This is a genomic window from Desulfovibrio intestinivivus, assembly GCF_053570665.1.
In genome coordinates, this window is sequence record NZ_JBRBQT010000001.1 from 2927262 (window position 1) to 2945461 (window position 18200).

At 56.2% G+C, this 18200-nt stretch carries 11 protein-coding genes and 1 CRISPR repeat array; all 11 genes read right to left on the reverse strand.

The window, feature by feature from the left end; translation table 11 throughout:
- Window positions 1-80: 80 nt before the first annotated feature.
- Entirely contained in the window at window positions 81-1184 is a 1104-nt protein-coding gene (locus tag ACUZ9P_RS12505; RefSeq protein WP_449249959.1) for a transglutaminase-like cysteine peptidase, read from the reverse strand.
- 258 nt (window positions 1185-1442) lie between these two features.
- A complete protein-coding gene (locus ACUZ9P_RS12510) occupies window positions 1443-2594 on the reverse strand; it encodes a (Fe-S)-binding protein (protein WP_449249960.1) in 1152 nt (383 codons plus the stop codon).
- A gap of 1 nt (window position 2595) precedes the next feature.
- Window positions 2596-3975 carry an FAD-binding oxidoreductase gene (locus ACUZ9P_RS12515; protein WP_449249961.1) on the reverse strand — a complete coding sequence of 460 codons (1380 nt, stop codon included), beginning with the start codon at window positions 3973-3975 and terminating at the stop codon, window positions 2596-2598.
- 312 nt (window positions 3976-4287) lie between these two features.
- Window positions 4288-6393: a methyl-accepting chemotaxis protein gene (locus tag ACUZ9P_RS12520; protein WP_449249962.1), complete on the reverse strand. Its 2106-nt coding sequence runs from the start codon at window positions 6391-6393 to the stop codon at window positions 4288-4290.
- A 453-nt stretch (window positions 6394-6846) separates the two neighbouring features.
- Window positions 6847-11893: a CRISPR direct-repeat array (repeat unit 32 nt; unit sequence GCTTCAATCCACGCTCCCGCACGGGGAGCGAC).
- Between the two features lie 269 nt (window positions 11894-12162).
- Window positions 12163-12453, reverse strand: coding sequence for a CRISPR-associated endonuclease Cas2 (cas2, locus tag ACUZ9P_RS12525; RefSeq protein WP_022659420.1), 291 nt, complete (start codon window positions 12451-12453; stop codon window positions 12163-12165).
- A 4-nt stretch (window positions 12454-12457) separates the two neighbouring features.
- Window positions 12458-13477, reverse strand: a complete 1020-nt coding sequence (gene cas1c / locus ACUZ9P_RS12530) for a type I-C CRISPR-associated endonuclease Cas1c (protein WP_209819254.1) — start codon at window positions 13475-13477, stop codon at window positions 12458-12460.
- On the reverse strand, window positions 13474-14115 hold the full coding sequence (cas4, locus tag ACUZ9P_RS12535) for a CRISPR-associated protein Cas4 (RefSeq protein WP_449249963.1): 642 nt from the start codon (window positions 14113-14115) through the stop codon (window positions 13474-13476). The genes cas1c and cas4 overlap by 4 nt, the downstream gene beginning before the upstream one ends.
- Before the next feature lie 454 nt (window positions 14116-14569).
- Complete coding sequence (locus ACUZ9P_RS12540) at window positions 14570-14722, reverse strand: CRISPR-associated protein Cas4 (RefSeq protein WP_449249964.1); 153 nt, start codon at window positions 14720-14722, stop codon at window positions 14570-14572.
- Between the two features lie 8 nt (window positions 14723-14730).
- The gene (gene cas7c / locus ACUZ9P_RS12545) at window positions 14731-15582 is read right to left on the reverse strand and encodes a type I-C CRISPR-associated protein Cas7/Csd2 (protein ID WP_449249965.1); all 852 of its coding nucleotides are present in this window, start codon (window positions 15580-15582) and stop codon (window positions 14731-14733) included.
- A gap of 2 nt (window positions 15583-15584) precedes the next feature.
- A complete protein-coding gene (gene cas8c / locus ACUZ9P_RS12550) occupies window positions 15585-17453 on the reverse strand; it encodes a type I-C CRISPR-associated protein Cas8c/Csd1 (RefSeq protein WP_449249966.1) in 1869 nt (622 codons plus the stop codon).
- On the reverse strand, window positions 17443-18186 hold the full coding sequence (gene cas5c / locus ACUZ9P_RS12555) for a type I-C CRISPR-associated protein Cas5c (RefSeq protein WP_449249967.1): 744 nt from the start codon (window positions 18184-18186) through the stop codon (window positions 17443-17445). Before cas5c ends, cas8c begins: the two co-directional genes overlap by 11 nt.
- Between the last annotated feature and the right edge of the window lie 14 nt (window positions 18187-18200).

Consider the following 18200-nt stretch of genomic DNA (forward strand, 5'->3'; position numbering starts at 1 on the left):
TTGCGCATTAACGTACCTTTTGCGGTGAAACACCGCCCACACAAAGGGTGCGGGCTGCGCGCTGCATGCCTGCAACGGCTCTAGTTTATCTTGCGGCCCTTCAGATGGGCCCAGCGACCGAATTCATTGACCGAATACTGCGGGCTGTACTGCCGCACCTTGGTGTGCGAAAGCACTGAATTACTGAGATTATCCAGAATAAAGGCATCGTCGTTCAGGTACACGACCAGAACAGCATGGGCAAAATTTCTGATTGTGTCACGCACAACCACAACACGCATGCTTTCGGGCGGAATGCCCAATTCCTTAAGAGTAAAATACTTGATAATGGAATAGTCTTCGCAGTCGCCAGACTTTTTAAGAAACTCCGCCGGAATTTCCCAATAATCTTCCTGCCGCCAGTTGACGATGTCTTCCACATAGGGCCACGTATTCCAGAAAGAATTTACGTAGCGCAGCAGTTCCATCTTGTTGTTAAGCGGGGCTTTTGACTTGAAGGTGTCCCAGGTAACGCCTTTTTTGAACACTTTGCCGGGTATGAATATGGGATCCATCTGGTTGCGCTTGAGCAGATCAAGCCAGCCCGGCAGAGTGGATAAGGGGCGTTTGAACTCCACAGTGCCGAAAAGCTGCACCTTGGAATCGTGCGCTGCTGCTGGCTGTGCTGCGGATTGCGCCGCGCCTTTTGCGGCATCCGGTGCCGCGACCTTGGCGGGGGCGTTGACTGCGGCGGAAGAATCTGACTTTCCAGTTGATTGCGATGGATCCGGGGATGGGAGCTGATCTGCGTTATCAGCATCCGGCTGCATCTGAGCGCTGGAATCAGCGCCTGCCTGCTGGATTGTCTGGGGGACTGGCTGCCTATCTGGTTGGAGGCCTCTTTGCTGGTCAGCAGGGGGCAAAACAGCGTTTACCCCAGTATTGACGTTCTGTTCAGCTCCCGTGCTCGCCTGCTCAGTGGCGACAACAGGCGGCGCTGCATTATTTTCCGCAGCAGCGGAAGATACGGCAGGCGGCTCGGAAACTTCGGCATTGCCAATGGCTGCGCGGGGTTGCAGATTGAGCGAACCTGCCAGAGCGGGGTTCCAGCCATAGGCCCAAAACAGCAGACACGCCAAAAGGGCCGCCATACCCCCAGAAAGGGCCGCGACCAAAGCAAATTTGGAATATCGAAGTTTGGGCATAGGCTAACCGATTACAGGTATGCATGTTGCGGCATACTATACTGCCGCCTATGGGGCGTCCAGTGTGCCAGCGGCGTTTCGGCTTATTTTTCGGCAGGCTAGGCCCCAGCGCCACCTAGTGCCGTGCCCATGCACCATTCCTCAATAAAGCATTGCAGAATATTGCGGCGCACATCTGCCAGAGGCAACCATACCCGCCCGGAAGCTGCAAAATTTCACAATACTGCCGCAAGAGCCAGTATGGGGGGGCGGATGCGCCTAAGTGCGAGCTTCTGCCAGCGCTGTCACATCAAGCCAGTGCCGCACCTGTACATCCTTGCCCGCCGCAGCTGAAAGCTGCATGACGCAACCGCTGCACCCGGTGACAATGTGCCGGATTTCAGGGGCAAAGCCTTCAAGGCATTTGCGCGCCATGTCTGCTGAAAGGTCGGGGTTGGACATTTTCAGTATGCCGCCCATACCGCAGCACAGGCCAGTGCCTTTTTTCAAGCCCGGCAGCCCCGCCGTGAGCAGGGGCAAATCAGGATCATCAGAACCCCAGTGGCAAGGTTGATGATAACCCACCGCTGCCGGGGCCTTTCCTGTGGGGCTGATTTGCGACCCCACAAGCAGGGAGGAAAGCCCAACGCACTTCTGCTTCCACTCCTTGCCCTCCTCCGCCGACATAACGGCGGTGTAGCCATCCAGGCTGTGCTTGCACGAGGCGCAAAAGCTCGCCATTACAGGCTTGCCAGCCTTGCGCCAAAGCTCAAGGTTGCGCTCGCGCACTTCTGCCAGGGCCCCCAACTGCCCGGCATGGTGCAACGTGCCGCCGCAGCAGGCAAAATCCGCTATGTCCACAAGGTCGTATCCCCAGCCTGCCAGCAGTTGCCGGGCAGTGGATATCCAGTGGGGACGGGCATTTTTAGCCGTGCAGCCGCTGAACAGGGCCACCCTGACGCCGCTGACCTTCTGGCTGGGCCGCAGGGTCATCCATGGTTCGCAAGGCTCCAGATCAACCAGCGCGCGGGCGGTTTCTACAGAAGACCGCAACACGCCGGGAATAACGGAATCCGGCGCAAGCATGGCGATTTTGCCCGCCATGGGCCACAGTGGGCCTGCGCGGCGAATCCACATATCCCAGAGAGTTTGCGTCCAGTGAGGATTACGTGCCCGCGCCTCGGCCAGCAAATCACAGGTGGAAAGCTTGCGCGCGCAGGCCTGCTGGCATCGCTCGCACCCGGCGCAGAGACGCGCCAGTTCGCGGATATCCTCCCAGGGCAGGGACGAATCCGGGCTGCCGCCGAACTCGGGATCAATCTGCTCCAGAAGCAGGCGCTTGCCCTTTGGCGCGTATTCCTCACGCTTGAAGAGCGCGTACACAGGGCAGACGTTCAGGCATTCGCCGCATTGCGTACAGCCGCGTTTCATTTCAGTACCCCTTGCCGGGATTGAGAATGCCGTTGGGATCAAAGACACCGCGTAGACGGAGCATGAGGGCATGTTCCTTCTGCCCGAGCTGCTTGCCAACTTCTTTCAGGCATCCGCCGCCGTGCTCGCCAGAAAGACTGCCGCCACATTCAAGCGCTGCCGCATCCAGTTCGTGGTGGGTTTTCAGCGTGCGGCGGGCATCGTCAGCGTCAGAGGCATCGTAATGCAGATTGGCGTGGATGTTGCCGTCGCCCGCATGCCCAAAGGCGATAAGGCGCTTGCCGTTGCTGGCGGCAATTTCTTCAAATCTGCGCACGGCCTTGAGAATGGAGCCGCGCGGCACGGCCATGTCGCCGCCGATGCGGTCTGGGCCGAGCACGTAGGAGGCCGCCGAAACCCTGCGTCTGTAGGCCCACAGTTTGTCTTCCTCTTGCTTGCCTACGCCCTCCATGCGCCACAGGGCGTCATCAAGCTGGTTGGCAAGGCGGATATTTTCTAGCGGCACAGTCTCCTTGCTGCCGTCCACCTGAAACAGCAGCAGCGATTTGACGCTGTCCGGCCACGGCACCTCGCCGGTTCTGGCAAGGATTTCCAGCACGGTTTCATTCATGAATTCCACCGCGCAGGGCAGAATACCTGCGGCAAAAACCTTGCTCATGGAGGCCAGGGCGGTATCCAGCGAAGGATAACCCACAAGCACCGATGCCGAGGCCTCGGGCCTGGGCAAAAGCTTGAGAATAAGCCTGGTCACAATGCCAAGGGTGCCCTCGCTGCCCACAAAGAGCCGCCCGAGGTCAAGGCCTATGACATCCTTGTGGGAGCGGCCCCCGAACTTCACCAGTTCGCCGCCGGGCAACACGGCCTCCAGGCCAAGCACGTAATCGCGGGTGACGCCGTATTTTACGGCGCGCAGGCCCCCGGCGCAGGTGATGACATTGCCGCCAACGCTGGTTGCCTTGCCGCTAGCCGGATCCGGCGGGTAAAACATGCCCAGCTTTTCGCACTCGGCCTGAAGCAGAGCCGTATTAACGCCCGGTTCCACCACGGCAACAAAATCTTCCTTATTGATCTCGATAATTTTATCCATGCCCAGCATGGAAACCACAATGCCGGGAACCGTGGGCACGCACCCGCCGGAAAGGCTGGTGCCGCGCCCTCGCGGATGCACAGCCACATGCTCCGCATCTGCCCATCGCATAAATTCGCACAGTTGCCCGGCACTCTCGGGCCGAACCATGGCCAGCACCGTACCTGTAAGCAGGCTGGCATCGGATGCGTAAACGCGCAGCACCTTGGGGTCAAAGGACACGCCGCCCTTGAACAAATCCACAAGAAACTTCTTGTGCTCAGGGGTGAGCGAGGTCAGAAATTCCCCTGTCATGGCATACTCCAGTGCGGTTATTGCTGCGCAGTAATATTCATTCGGCGGGCTGCCGAAAGGGATACACAAAAAACCTGCTCTGCATGCCCCCGCCTGCCGCACAGGGCGCAATCTGCCATGCAGCGCCACTGTGGAGGATGAGCCAACGGGCAGCAGAAAAGCCTCTGATTACGGGCCATTGGCGGCAAATTATCAGACGCTGACCAGTTGCGACAACATAGCGCAGGACGAAAATGATGTCACTCCCGCACGAAAAACGGCAACCGCAGAACGGTTGCCGTTGTCCTTTTCTGGCGATCGAGCTTTGTCAGTCTATGCCGACTGGTCTTTCAGCTCCTTGATAAGACCGGAAAGCGACAGAGCCAGATCTTCCAGCCGCCGGGTGGCCTGGAGCGAGGCCTCGGCGCGCTCGTCCGTCTGCCCGGCAATGGCGTTGATTTCGTCAATGGACTTGTTGATTTCTTCAGATGTGGCGGCCTGCTGCTCTGCCGCAGTGGCGATGGACTGAATCTGCCCTGCCGACTGGTTTGTGCTGGTGACAATGTCGCCCAGCGCCGCGCCGGATTCGCCCGCCAGCGATGAGGCGTGGTCAAGCCCCTGCACGGCTTCTTCCACAGACTGCACGTTGATTCCGGCTACCCGCTGGATGGAGAGGATGGAGTCGCTCACTTCCTTGGTGGCATGCATGGTCTTTTCCGCCAGTTTGCGCACTTCATCGGCCACAACTGCAAAGCCTCTGCCCGCCTCGCCCGCGCGGGCGGCCTCAATGGCCGCATTCAGGGCCAGCAGGTTTGTTTGATCGGCTATGTCTTCAATGGTGGTCATGATTGCGCCGATGCCGTGGGCCTGTTTATCCAGATCACCCATGGCTTCGCGCAGTTCAAGAGCCTTCTGCTCCGAGGCGCGCATGGCCTCAAGCGACCGCCCCACTACCTCGGCGCCCTGATTGGCCTTGTCCCTCGCATCCGTGCCCTGGGCCGCGGCATGCGAGGCGTTTTTGGCGACCTCAAGCACGGTGGAGTTCATTTCTTCCATGGCCGTGGCGGTTTCGTGGATGCGCTGCCGCTGCACGAGCGTGGCCTCGCGGATGTCTTCTGAACTGCTTGAAAGGGTGCTCACTTCCTGGTGGAGCATCTGCACCATATGTTCGAGCTGGCGCGCTGCTTCAAGCATGCCTTCGGCCTTGGCGCGCTCGGCGTGCAGGCGGGCGGCCTCGGCCTCGCGCGTGGCGTCATTTGCTGCTGCGGCCTGTTGCTGCGCTTCAACAGTTTTGGCTTCAATTTCAGAAATATTGGATTTAAGGGTGGCGCTCATGGAATTAAGGGACTCAAAAATCACGCCCATTTCGTCAACGCGGCGGTTGACGAGGCTGCCATACACACCAGCGGAAATATCCTTGAGAAACACGCCCACGGTCTTCAAAGGTGTAATGATAAGCCGCCCGGCCAGCACCCAGATACCTATGCAAATGCCTAAGAGGCTTGCCAGCATGCCGGTGGCAAACTGCCACAAGGCGGCGTTGACAGGCTCCATGAGTTCACTTTTTTCAATGAGGCCGATAAACTTCCACTTGAGCTCCGGCGAGTTGTACACCACAGCTTCATACTGCTTGCCGCTGATGACAGCCTCGCCCGTTGCCCCGCCGGATTTGAACAGCGTAGCCAGAGCATCGTTGCCGATGCCGTCTATTTTCTGAAAATTGTGCTGCGGAGTTTTGGGGTCGGAAATAACCACCCCGTCATCCTGCACCAGAACAACAAAGCCCGTGCGGCCAATATGCACGTTTTTAATAAGGTCTGTGAGGGTGCCCAGCGTAATATCTATGGCCGCAACGCCGGTAACTTTGCCGCTGCTGTCGCGCACGGCGCGGCAGGCGCTGACCATGGGTTGCCCATCGGTGCTTCTGTAGGCGCTGGTAATATAGCTTTTGGCAGGATCAGACACTGCCATGCCCCACCAGGGGCGCTTGCGCGGGTCGTAACCACCGGGCTGGGTTTTACCGACTACGGGACTGTTGAGCACAAATGCGCCTTCCATATTGCCCGCATAAACATTGGTATATGAGGGGTGCGATTCCCGATACAGACGGAACAGGGCATCCAGCGCCTTGCCAGCAGTATCGTCCGCCGCAGCACTTGATGGCGTGGGTTCAGTTGCTGTTACGTGACTTGTGGTCATCTGGGGCAATTGCGCCATCAGGGGATCAGCAGCCAGCATGCCAACGTTGAGCTTGTATTCATCAAACATGGCTGTGACAACATTGCTGACCTGCCGCAGTTCGCCAATGGCGGACTTGGCGAAGCTTTCTTCTGAAAGCGTTGCAATGCCCCGCGACGTAAGGGCAAACAGTATGCCCATGGGTATGATGATGATTGCCGCAATACCAAGCATCAGCTTGAGCGATATGGATCTGTTCATAACAAGCCCTTTTGCAAGTGTAGAATTCTGCTTACAGTATCCACAAGATACGTTGCTATTGTTGCAGCCATCATACAGTTCTGGGACACTTTTGCTCATATAAAATTTTTGTCTGCAAGATCAGCCCCTTCAATGGAGAATATTGAGGGGGGCAAAATGCAGAGATGCCGCTTCTGTATTAATCGGAAGACGGCGGGAAAGGATTATGGTGTCAGGAATAAAAATAAAGGAAACGAAGGCGATTAATACCAGCACAATATTTATAACAAACCTGCAAAATAGGTTATATATTTTACACAAGACATCTTTAAAACAAAACAATTGATAAATCAGAACAGCAGGTTCCAGTTGCTGCGGTATGTCTGGGTTGTGCTTATGACAATATAAATCCACATGAGTCGCTCCCGCACGGGGAGCGACGCTGACCTGCTGCGTGTAGAAGTTCTTCTTGATGCTTCAATCCACGCTCCCGCACGGGGAGCGACCGCATATCTTCCGTAAGAGCCGATGTTGTAATCTGCTTCAATCCACGCTCCCGCACGGGGAGCGACACCACACGCGCAGATTATTGCGCCTACCCACCAGCTTCAATCCACGCTCCCGCACGGGGAGCGACCAAAAGAATTTGAAGAAGCGCGCAGATCCACAACGCTTCAATCCACGCTCCCGCACGGGGAGCGACTGTAGTCAATGCCGACGACAAACGCTTGCAACGTGCTTCAATCCACGCTCCCGCACGGGGAGCGACCATTCATGAGCGTGTTGTATTTGCTGTAACCAGCGCTTCAATCCACGCTCCCGCACGGGGAGCGACCGCCGAACTCCAGCACACGCCCCTGTGTGGCGCTGCTTCAATCCACGCTCCCGCACGGGGAGCGACCCTCGCTCCACGATGTTTTTACCGGGTCGCTTGAGCTTCAATCCACGCTCCCGCACGGGGAGCGACCTTCGGCCACAGGGTTAAGCAGCATCTGACAGGCGCTTCAATCCACGCTCCCGCACGGGGAGCGACCCCCCTGACCATCCAGCGGCCCATGAGCGCGGGCGCTTCAATCCACGCTCCCGCACGGGGAGCGACACTGGCGGACAAATCTTATCTCCTGCCGCTGAATGCTTCAATCCACGCTCCCGCACGGGGAGCGACGTTTGTGACCGCCCTGAATGTGTCGACAGGCACAGGCTTCAATCCACGCTCCCGCACGGGGAGCGACGTGGGAAACCGACAAGGCGACTGCGCAGGTCGATGCTTCAATCCACGCTCCCGCACGGGGAGCGACTGCATATTCGTGCAGAAGCTTTACCATCTCCGTTGCTTCAATCCACGCTCCCGCACGGGGAGCGACGCAGTGATTGTTGAAAATGAGATTCCTTTAACTGCTTCAATCCACGCTCCCGCACGGGGAGCGACAATATGCCCGATATGCTTGCCCAAAGTAATGGTGCTTCAATCCACGCTCCCGCACGGGGAGCGACGTAGCCCCGTATTCGGACATGCTTTCCCATGTCTGCTTCAATCCACGCTCCCGCACGGGGAGCGACCAAACGACATGGGCGGGCGCGGGGATGTGCAAGTGCTTCAATCCACGCTCCCGCACGGGGAGCGACTGGTGCCTATTTTATCGGCGCTTATGCACACGATGTGCTTCAATCCACGCTCCCGCACGGGGAGCGACACAGCGCCTGCGCGGTATGTGCGGCCAGGCCTGGCTTCAATCCACGCTCCCGCACGGGGAGCGACGTAGCATCACAGGCCCCACACTCGGTTGCCGGGCTGCTTCAATCCACGCTCCCGCACGGGGAGCGACTCAGATATCCTTCATTGCGGTGCGTGTGGCAAAGCTTCAATCCACGCTCCCGCACGGGGAGCGACCAAATACGCCGAAGACCTTACCAGGGCTGATCTTGCTTCAATCCACGCTCCCGCACGGGGAGCGACCTGAGATTATTTTGACCACGAGCGGCGAGGCCGAGGCTTCAATCCACGCTCCCGCACGGGGAGCGACGCACATGCGCAACGGCTGCCATCTTCCCAACGTTGCTTCAATCCACGCTCCCGCACGGGGAGCGACGCGGCGATTGCTGCCTTGTGTCTGGTCTACGGGGGCGCTTCAATCCACGCTCCCGCACGGGGAGCGACTATGCAGCAACCGCGCTGCCCTGCGCGTCAGCGTGCTTCAATCCACGCTCCCGCACGGGGAGCGACGAGCAGGCGCGTGGAGCCTTTGCGTGGATGTTTGCTTCAATCCACGCTCCCGCACGGGGAGCGACCCATTCCACGCAGGACATACGCCGTAGTGGGGCAGCTTCAATCCACGCTCCCGCACGGGGAGCGACGTGCGCGAGGCCGGAAAGCTGCTCGACCACCTCGTGGCTTCAATCCACGCTCCCGCACGGGGAGCGACGCTATATGGACAGGCCAGAATCTGAATTAGTTGAGCTTCAATCCACGCTCCCGCACGGGGAGCGACCCACGGCTGGCGGTGTGCATGCTCTCAACGCTGGCGCTTCAATCCACGCTCCCGCACGGGGAGCGACAGTACAGACGGCCTGCTTGCCCTGCACTGTGCACAGCTTCAATCCACGCTCCCGCACGGGGAGCGACTTTTTGCCGTGGCAGCACTGGTCGTCATGTGGTGGCTTCAATCCACGCTCCCGCACGGGGAGCGACCGTTAGAGGCTTCCCGCAAGGGCGTTTTGCTCTTGCTTCAATCCACGCTCCCGCACGGGGAGCGACCTTAAGGCGCAGATGTTTGAACGGCAGGTTCAGGCTTCAATCCACGCTCCCGCACGGGGAGCGACTGCCGCGATATGGAATTGCTGTGTAGTCGTCAGGGCTTCAATCCACGCTCCCGCACGGGGAGCGACAAGTAAACGGATAAGTAAACGCGGAATTTGGTGCGCTTCAATCCACGCTCCCGCACGGGGAGCGACTGTGCAGGAAATGCGCAATATGACCGCGCACAGGGCTTCAATCCACGCTCCCGCACGGGGAGCGACCATCCCCTTTGGCGGTGAACTTACCGCCTACGGTGCTTCAATCCACGCTCCCGCACGGGGAGCGACAGACGCCACGGCTGCATCTTGGGGTGTGCAAAATGCTTCAATCCACGCTCCCGCACGGGGAGCGACAGAGGCCTTGAAGCCGCGCACGGCCACCTCGTTGCTTCAATCCACGCTCCCGCACGGGGAGCGACCCCGGAAAATCTCGCCACGCCGAGCGCCCGTATAAGCTTCAATCCACGCTCCCGCACGGGGAGCGACACATGCGACGACGACGCCAAGTCGCTTGAGTGGGCTTCAATCCACGCTCCCGCACGGGGAGCGACACTTTTGACCATGTTCCGCAGCTTTGCTGACGTGCTTCAATCCACGCTCCCGCACGGGGAGCGACGCAGGCCGTCCGCTTGTTGCGTCCATGCGCAGCGCTTCAATCCACGCTCCCGCACGGGGAGCGACCCGTCAAAGCCAAAACGGCGCGCAACCTGCGCCAGCTTCAATCCACGCTCCCGCACGGGGAGCGACCTTGGCGATCACGTCAGGCTCAGGTTTTCCGGGGCTTCAATCCACGCTCCCGCACGGGGAGCGACACCATATAACGATGGTGGCGCGACCTGGGCGCTTGCTTCAATCCACGCTCCCGCACGGGGAGCGACCGCATCAACGGCGGCGTTCAGGGCGTCCACGTCGCTTCAATCCACGCTCCCGCACGGGGAGCGACGCTCAGTGTGCTTTCCAATAGGTTATGATCTTCAGCTTCAATCCACGCTCCCGCACGGGGAGCGACCTTCCCTCACGGGACTTTCCTTCCCTGTACGCGTGCTTCAATCCACGCTCCCGCACGGGGAGCGACCGCTAACTTCCAGACTTGTATACACATTATCCGGGCTTCAATCCACGCTCCCGCACGGGGAGCGACGCGTGTCGTGGCTCCCGCGATGGTCGCCATCAATGCTTCAATCCACGCTCCCGCACGGGGAGCGACTGGGTATGGGTCATTGAGTTTTCCAAGGTCGACCAGCTTCAATCCACGCTCCCGCACGGGGAGCGACACAGCCCATGACCGCATGGGGCTTGTTTCCGCTGCTTCAATCCACGCTCCCGCACGGGGAGCGACCAAGGCGTCCCCGGTGTTGCGTGGTATCGCTGCGGCTTCAATCCACGCTCCCGCACGGGGAGCGACCAAATTGCACCCGGCAAACAGCGGCACCGCGCGCGCTTCAATCCACGCTCCCGCACGGGGAGCGACCGTGCAGCATATCGGCTTGGCGGCGAGTGCATAGGCTTCAATCCACGCTCCCGCACGGGGAGCGACTTACGGCAATGCTCTCTCCGATTGGGCCGTGTTGCTTCAATCCACGCTCCCGCACGGGGAGCGACACCGCTTCCGCCGCAAATTGGGCAGGGGATGGGAGCTTCAATCCACGCTCCCGCACGGGGAGCGACTGCCTCGTTTTTAGCGCAAATATTATTTTACAAAGCTTCAATCCACGCTCCCGCACGGGGAGCGACCCAGGCGTAGCACGAAATCAACTGGCGCCACAAGCTTCAATCCACGCTCCCGCACGGGGAGCGACTGAGCATGGTGAGCATGCCACAAGGGCGTGACATGCTTCAATCCACGCTCCCGCACGGGGAGCGACCGGAGCAGGGGAAGGGGCAGGCGCGGGGGCATCAGCTTCAATCCACGCTCCCGCACGGGGAGCGACAATTTACGCCATATTGCAAGCTTGTGTACGCGATGCTTCAATCCACGCTCCCGCACGGGGAGCGACACGGCTGTACATGCTGCGCGGTGCCGGAGCAGGGGCTTCAATCCACGCTCCCGCACGGGGAGCGACGCCGATGAGGAGGCCGCAATACTGCTCAAAGGCGAGCTTCAATCCACGCTCCCGCACGGGGAGCGACTTTTTGCAGTGGCCGCGTTGGTCGTGATGTGGTGGCTTCAATCCACGCTCCCGCACGGGGAGCGACTGCTTGCGCGGCTGGGGGCGGCGGCGGTTACGGGGCTTCAATCCACGCTCCCGCACGGGGAGCGACTGCGCGCCACAACGCCGGAAAAAGCAATTGTGCAGGCTTCAATCCACGCTCCCGCACGGGGAGCGACCAGGGGCTTACGCCAACGGCGCTGGCGCTGGTGGAGCTTCAATCCACGCTCCCGCACGGGGAGCGACACTCTGGCATGGTGCCACGTTGAAAACTGCGTCTGCTTCAATCCACGCTCCCGCACGGGGAGCGACATTATGTTGCTAAAAACTGGTCAATGTATGTTGAGCTTCAATCCACGCTCCCGCACGGGGAGCGACTGAAGCTTATTTATTAAATATTATCAATGAATCTGCTTCAATCCACGCTCCCGCACGGGGAGCGACGAAAAAATGTTGTATTATTTACATTAGAAATGAGGCTTCAATCCACGCTCCCGCACGGGGAGCGACTCTTTATTTTTAATATAATTATTTTTTAAGAAAGCTTCAATCCACGCTCCCGCACGGGGAGCGACTGTGACCATTTTTCGCCTTTGCCCTGCAATGATATGCAGGGCATTTTTCGAGAGGGCCACGAACCTCGAATAAAATTTGCACTAAGCAAAACTACTCAAAAAATTTACTACAATAAAATCATATTGTTAAAAAATCGAGTACCTCCCAGAAAAATGCTGTGCGCTTCAGGTTCTCGCGGGTTGTCTACCAGAAGTACACATATCTCCTCCTCTGCCACTCTGGTCTCTGCTGACACTCTCAGCCTGCCACTTCGTATTATATTCGTTTTCTACAGAATCAGCGTTCCCTGAGGATCATATGATGGTTTTGCCCCAACATGCTCCACGCGATTTTTCCAGTTCGCGCCCAAAAAGTAAAAGCGCAGGCTATCTTTTTCCTCATCCATGCAGTCCAGCAAATTATTGCGTAAGGCAACCCATTGGGCAGGATCAACCACGCACTCAAAAACAGAAAACTGCACGCGCTGCCCCCAATTTTCACAATGACGGGCAATTTTGCGCAGACGGCGCTTTCCAGCCGCATCCTGTGTATTTACATCGTAGCTTACCAGCACAAGCATGACGTCACCGAATCACAAAGGGTGGGTAAGCATCCAGATCGCCACGCAGGTATCGGGCGAGCAAACGCGCCTGACAATGATATAACAGGCCTGCCGCCATTTTTTCCTGCAAAAAAGGATGCTCCACAGTCTCCTGTTTTCGCTCCTGCCATGCAGAGATCACATCTTTGCGCGTGGCATCGTCCATAATCACCGCGCCAGATTCTGTTTTACGAAAGCCTTTGGCCTTCACTTGCCCGCGGTTGATAAGCGTGCAAGCCAGGCGATCTGCCAAATACGGGCGAAATTCTTCCATTATGTCCAGAGCCAGACTGGGGCGTCCGGGCCTGTCGCGGTGCAAAAAGCCCACAGCAGGATCAAGCCCGCAGCTTTCCAGCGCCCCGCGAACATCGTGCGCCAGAAGTGTATATAGAAAGGAAAGAAGGCAGTTAACAGCATCGAGAGGTGGACGGCGGTTGCGGCCATCAAAGCGGAAGGCGGTGTCTTTTGCCTGAATAAGGTTGGCAAATACGCCAAAATACACTTGCGCCGCCTCACCTTCAACGCCGCGCACCATATTGAGCGGCAAAGGCTCGCGCAGGCGGGCAAGGCATTGGGCCAGCCGGGCCACTGCTGCGTCAAGACTTGCAGTCGGCCTCTCGCGCGCTGCGCGCATCAGCACCGTGCGACAATTGGCGATTTTGCCGATTACCATAGCGGAGGCAATGGCGGCAGACGCCGCATCATCATCCGCACGGCGGTATTGCTCACGCCGCAACAGCACATTGCCGCTCACTGGCCCGTGCATGGATGCCAGAAACCGCCCATATTGGGTCAACCACGACACTGTTACACCGTTTTCCGCGCAGTGACCCAACAAAAAAGGACTGCACGAAATCTGCCCAAACAGCACAAGCCCGCCAAGCGTGTGGATGGGGATTTTTCCTTTAAGCGCATCTCCCTGGTACACGGCCACGCATTCGCCGTCTTTAGCCAAATAACTTTCTTGAGTTGTAACAAACAGTGTATTGAGCAGCGGTTTCATATGCTCTCCAGCACGGATTGCAGATAGCTCGCAGCCGAGGTCTGCGGAGCAAGGGGCAGGCAGGCGTCGCTCAGCGAGCACGCCGGGCAGATGTTGTTGGATATTTCCAAAGGCGGAGGCGCAGGGGTAAGCCCTTTATTCAACAAATCCTGCACGGCAAGAATAGTGGCGCGGGTTTCATCCCGCAGGGCGTCGTCAAGAGCGACTACTTGCCGCCGCCGGGTTTTGCCGTAAAACAACGCCCCTTCAGGAATGGAGACTCGCAGCATTTCTTCGAGACAGAGGGCTTGAGCGCAGAGCTGGATACGGTCTGCCGCCATGCTTTTGGGGCGGCCCCGCTTGTATTCGACAGGGTACGGCTGCCAGACATTGCCGTGCCGATGAAACTCCACAATGTCTGCCTGCCCTGTCAGGCCAAGAGCGCGCGAGCAGAGCAGCAGCCCTGAAACAGTTTTGCAGTCGCCGCGACTTTCAGATGCGTTGCTGTGGGCTTTTTCGTGCAGCTGACGGCCCTCGGCAGTGTACACGTTTTCCGTCCAGAGCTGTTCCAGATGGATGAGCGCACACTGCCGGGGGCAGAACAGATAATGCTGCAAAGCCGATATGGGAATGGAATCGGCTGGGGGATGGTGATGCATGGTGGCTTCCTTGATAAAGGATGAGTGCCCCCTCCCATCGGGAGGGGGCCTGTATGCCACAACTAATCACTTCAAACACGTTTCAATCCACACTCAATACTTGAGCGACTGCCAAATTCCAAAGAGATGGCACAACATGATTCAAGGTATGCATATCTAACTATTGACAGACCAAGAAAGCACACCGTATTGAAAACGGGAACTTGGAGAGCCTTCCGTTCGATCCCCAAAACCTTACTGGAAGGCTCTCCCCTTTAACGGCGACCGCCACGTCCCCATAGAACAGCCGCCTTCGACTAATAAGACTCTCATTCTGTCCTCCCGAAAACAAATAGCTAACCTTACGGGTAGCCTCTAACGGGAAAAATAATTTTTTTAAAAACTAAAGTCAACATTCGTGTTTGAAGTTATTAAAATAAAATCATTCTAAAAGGAAAAAATGCTTATAACCCCGTTAGCTGTGGGCTTTTTCGTGCAGCTGACGGCCCTCGGCAGTGTGCACGTTTTCCGTCCAGAGCTGTTCCAGATGGATGAGCGCACACTGCCGGGGGCAGAACAGATAATGCTGCAAAGCCGATATGGGGATGGAATCGGCTGGGGGATGCATGGCTGCCCTTACAGAAGGCGCATCAACGTTATGCCGTTGGGCAAACCTTTTTCCTCGACAGAGATCACATAGTCGCTGAATGCACGAGGGGGATTGGCCGCGTTGGGTGCATGGCTTATCGCCACTCGTTCAAAAAGTTCGCCAGAACGGGCATTACCAAGGTGGCTATCGTGTTTGAACACAATCAGTCCGCGTGGGTTCATTTCGCCACGCGCAGCTGCCCTGTCGTGCTCAAAAGCATTAAGGAGCGATTCCCACAAAAGTTCCAGATCGTCCTGACAAAACTTTGTTTTTGCGGCATCGGTGGCAGAAATAAAGCCGTGCATACGGTACAATGCGTATGGAACAGTGTTTTTTCTGCCAAATGTCGAAGCAAATTCCCTGTTCTTGTCTTCCTGTTTTTTTGCGTCATCTTCCGTAGTGACGGCACAACGCGAAACTGTATGTTCGGCCTGATAGATACGATCTTGTGAACGGGCAAACGTCAGCTGCACCGGGCCTCTAACCGTTCCGGCAGGCTTTTTACCCGTACTGAGCACTGCGCCAAATGTGCGAATATCAAAATAATTTTCGCAAAGATTTTCCTGCCGCTGTTTTGGTGTTTCACCCTCTGCGGCTTCAATAATTGTATTCAGCACTGATTCTTGACGAATAAAAATGTTATATGGCTTTGCATAGGCATGCTTCAATTGCACATAATTGCGCACTTTGCGTTTGATGCACACATCCGTAACCAGCCCTTCCTGATTTTCTGCATCTGCACGGGGCAAATTGGCTTGGTCAGGATCACCGTTAGGGTTGCCGTCCTTGACGTCAAAAATAAAAACAAAGTCATACCTGTTTTTAATGGGTTCAGACATGCTTAGACTCCCGTGCTGCTGGTTTCAATGGTGTCTTTGTTCTGCTTGTCGCTATCGGCAGTACCCTTGCCGGAAAAGTATGCCTGGCGCTGGTGATAGTAGCCAATTGCAAATTGACCCTGCTCTTCCAGAGAAAACGTTGCTGGAAAGCTCTGGATACGAGTAAACAGTTCACCAAGTTGACTATCAAGGGTCACATACAATCCTCTATTTTCATTACGCAACTTACCAAGATGCGCTTGAGATAGCTTCATCAGCCTGCCAAATGCTGGCGCCGGACTGGTGGACGCCGATGAATAAAAACGGTCACGCAGTGGCGCATTAAGATCTTTGCCCAAGGCAGCCGTTTGAATATTCTCCAGTACGGCAAAAATGCGACCAGCAATGTAGGCCACATTCGTATTTTCAGTATCCAGTTGCGGTTGCATCCTTTGCCCTCCTGCAATTTTCATGGCGGAATTTCTGTTGAGTATAAGCCTCAGCACGGCAACGCGCGCGGCTGTCACCCTGCCTTCTTCAAGGCGGATGCGGCGCAGAACGCGATCCAGCAAAGTATACGGCGGCGCTGCTCCAAGCAGGGCGCAATTCCAGAGCATTGTTGCAGCGCGGCCAAGAAATGGATCTTCCCTATCGAGCACAAACATGGTTTGCCCGCTCATTTCCTTTTTACGGTGAACGCCGCACGCCCCAGCTAGCCTGTTGAGAGAAAAAAACTGAACTTGATTTTGCTTACTTTCAAAATCCCGTTCTATAATGGCGATGTCATGAAACCATGTGGCCAGATTGGCACGCACTTTTGGAGTGGTGGTTTCAATCCAGTTACGTATGGCAATACGCGCGGCAGCACCAGAAAGCATGCAGGAATAAAAAAGGTCAGGATCCACGCTTTTGAGGCTTTCTTGCTGGGCAGTGAAGGGGGTGTTGAGCAAGGTGTGCAATGCATCATCGCGGTGGACTTTTGCCGTAGCTGACGTTGACCGGAGCAAAGAAAGAATGTCAGGAACATGATCCTGGGAGTTCTCCACAAAGGTCAACTCTGGAACAGCAGTAAGATTGCGCGTCCAAAAAATCATGGCCGTATCAGCAGACAAATTTTTGCGATTAGAATACTGCTTGTAGGGCTTGCCTTTTTCTGGCGTGCAGATGACGCCGTTATTCAAAAGGTAATTCAATCCTTCAACATACTTGCGAGCACAAGCTGTGCAGATGGAGGAATTTTCATTGCCTGTAAGGCCATAAGATTCAAAAGCGGGAGTGTTATACGAAACCAGAGCGCAACCAGAAGTTTGCCCCGCTGGAACATTTTTTATCATACCGTGGGGTTGATCTAGAATCGGGTAATCTGCCGTACCGCACAGAGAACACAACTGCCCATCTGACCGGGTGTTCTGTTTCTGCTGTGCTTCAAAGCATTCGATAACAGCTTCTTGCACATCCTTTTTTTCATGAATGCGCTGCCCTTCCCCCACAAGACAAAAGGCAAAGTTCCCTTTGGGCTTTTCTTTATCCGGCATGCTGGCAAACCTTGCAGCGGCCTTATCTATGCCATTGGCTTTATTGGCACCGTAGAAAAGCAGCACAGGATTTACTGAAGGCACATGATGAAACTGTTCAAGCTTTTGCATGAACAGCTGGTGTTTTTTCGCTTCCAATCCAAAAACTTCTTCTGCCTTATCAAGAAGCAGTCGGGCTTTGCCCTTTTTTGACAAAAGAGCTTCAGCCTTGGTTGGTTGCTTGTCTACAATTGTGATCTCAAAAAAATTGCCTTGGGCATCAATCACAATATCCGCGGTGACCACTTCTTGTTTTAGAGCATCATGGTCGCCCGGCTTACGAATGCGCTTGCCCAGTTCAACAAGTTCATTGAGCATGGGCTATCTCCTCTTCCTGCGCGGCATAAAACGCCAGCAGTTCCCGTACGCCATCACTGAGGGGGGGGCGTAGGTGGGATGAGGTCATAATTTTTTCAATCAACGAGCCATTCGCATTGCAGGCGTGTTCACAATCCAGAATGCCCGCTCGCACTGCGACATCCTGAGCAAACAAAGGCTGAGGCTTGCCATCGGCCCCGTAGTACATATCAAAAAACATGCTGCCAATTGGTATTGTATCCTCTATGGGTCGGTCGCTTTCTGTCGGCTCCATGAACTGGCAGGAGAACTCGCGCATGCCAAGAAAAGGCTGGCGGAAGCATTGCCCCTGTCGTACACGTCTGCGAAACATTTCAGCATATTTTTTTAGAGGATTTTTGGCATCATAACTGTCCTGCCATATTGAGGCTTCAATAATATAAGCAACATCACGCAAAACGATACTGGAACGCTGTGCGCGGTGTTCCTCAACATATATTGGAAAAAGCCCTTGCTTTGCATTAATTTCGTTACGTTTAATTGATGCAAAAGCGATTGAGCGCAACACCTTGATGCGGCGCACGTACCACTTGAATTCCGGTTTCCACAAAATGCAGTCAAGAATCCCCCTTGCTGCTGACTGGGTCATGCAAGGATAGGTCATTCTTTCTACCTTGAGATCCGGACGGGTAAAGCAGGCAAAGTCGCCTGTCACCTTTACGGCAAGGATGTTTTCATCCAAGTTTGCTGCCATAGGCTCTCCGGGGG

Excerpts from the sequence above, each read along its gene's own strand:
- ACUZ9P_RS12505 (WP_449249959.1), bottom strand. The coding sequence starts at position 1,184 with ATGCCCAAACTTCGATATTCCAAATTTGCTTTGGTCGCGGCCCTTTCT.
- ACUZ9P_RS12540 (WP_449249964.1), bottom strand. The coding sequence starts at position 14,722 with ATGCATCCCCCAGCCGATTCCATCCCCATATCGGCTTTGCAGCATTAT.
- cas1c (WP_209819254.1), bottom strand. The coding sequence starts at position 13,477 with ATGAAACCGCTGCTCAATACACTGTTTGTTACAACTCAAGAAAGTTAT.
- cas4 (WP_449249963.1), bottom strand. The coding sequence starts at position 14,115 with ATGCATCACCATCCCCCAGCCGATTCCATTCCCATATCGGCTTTGCAG.
- cas2 (WP_022659420.1), bottom strand. The coding sequence starts at position 12,453 with ATGCTTGTGCTGGTAAGCTACGATGTAAATACACAGGATGCGGCTGGA.
- ACUZ9P_RS12515 (WP_449249961.1), bottom strand. The coding sequence starts at position 3,975 with ATGACAGGGGAATTTCTGACCTCGCTCACCCCTGAGCACAAGAAGTTT.
- cas5c (WP_449249967.1), bottom strand. The coding sequence starts at position 18,186 with ATGGCAGCAAACTTGGATGAAAACATCCTTGCCGTAAAGGTGACAGGC.
- ACUZ9P_RS12520 (WP_449249962.1), bottom strand. The coding sequence starts at position 6,393 with ATGAACAGATCCATATCGCTCAAGCTGATGCTTGGTATTGCGGCAATC.
- ACUZ9P_RS12510 (WP_449249960.1), bottom strand. The coding sequence starts at position 2,594 with ATGAAACGCGGCTGTACGCAATGCGGCGAATGCCTGAACGTCTGCCCT.
- cas8c (WP_449249966.1), bottom strand. The coding sequence starts at position 17,453 with ATGCTCAATGAACTTGTTGAACTGGGCAAGCGCATTCGTAAGCCGGGC.
- cas7c (WP_449249965.1), bottom strand. The coding sequence starts at position 15,582 with ATGTCTGAACCCATTAAAAACAGGTATGACTTTGTTTTTATTTTTGAC.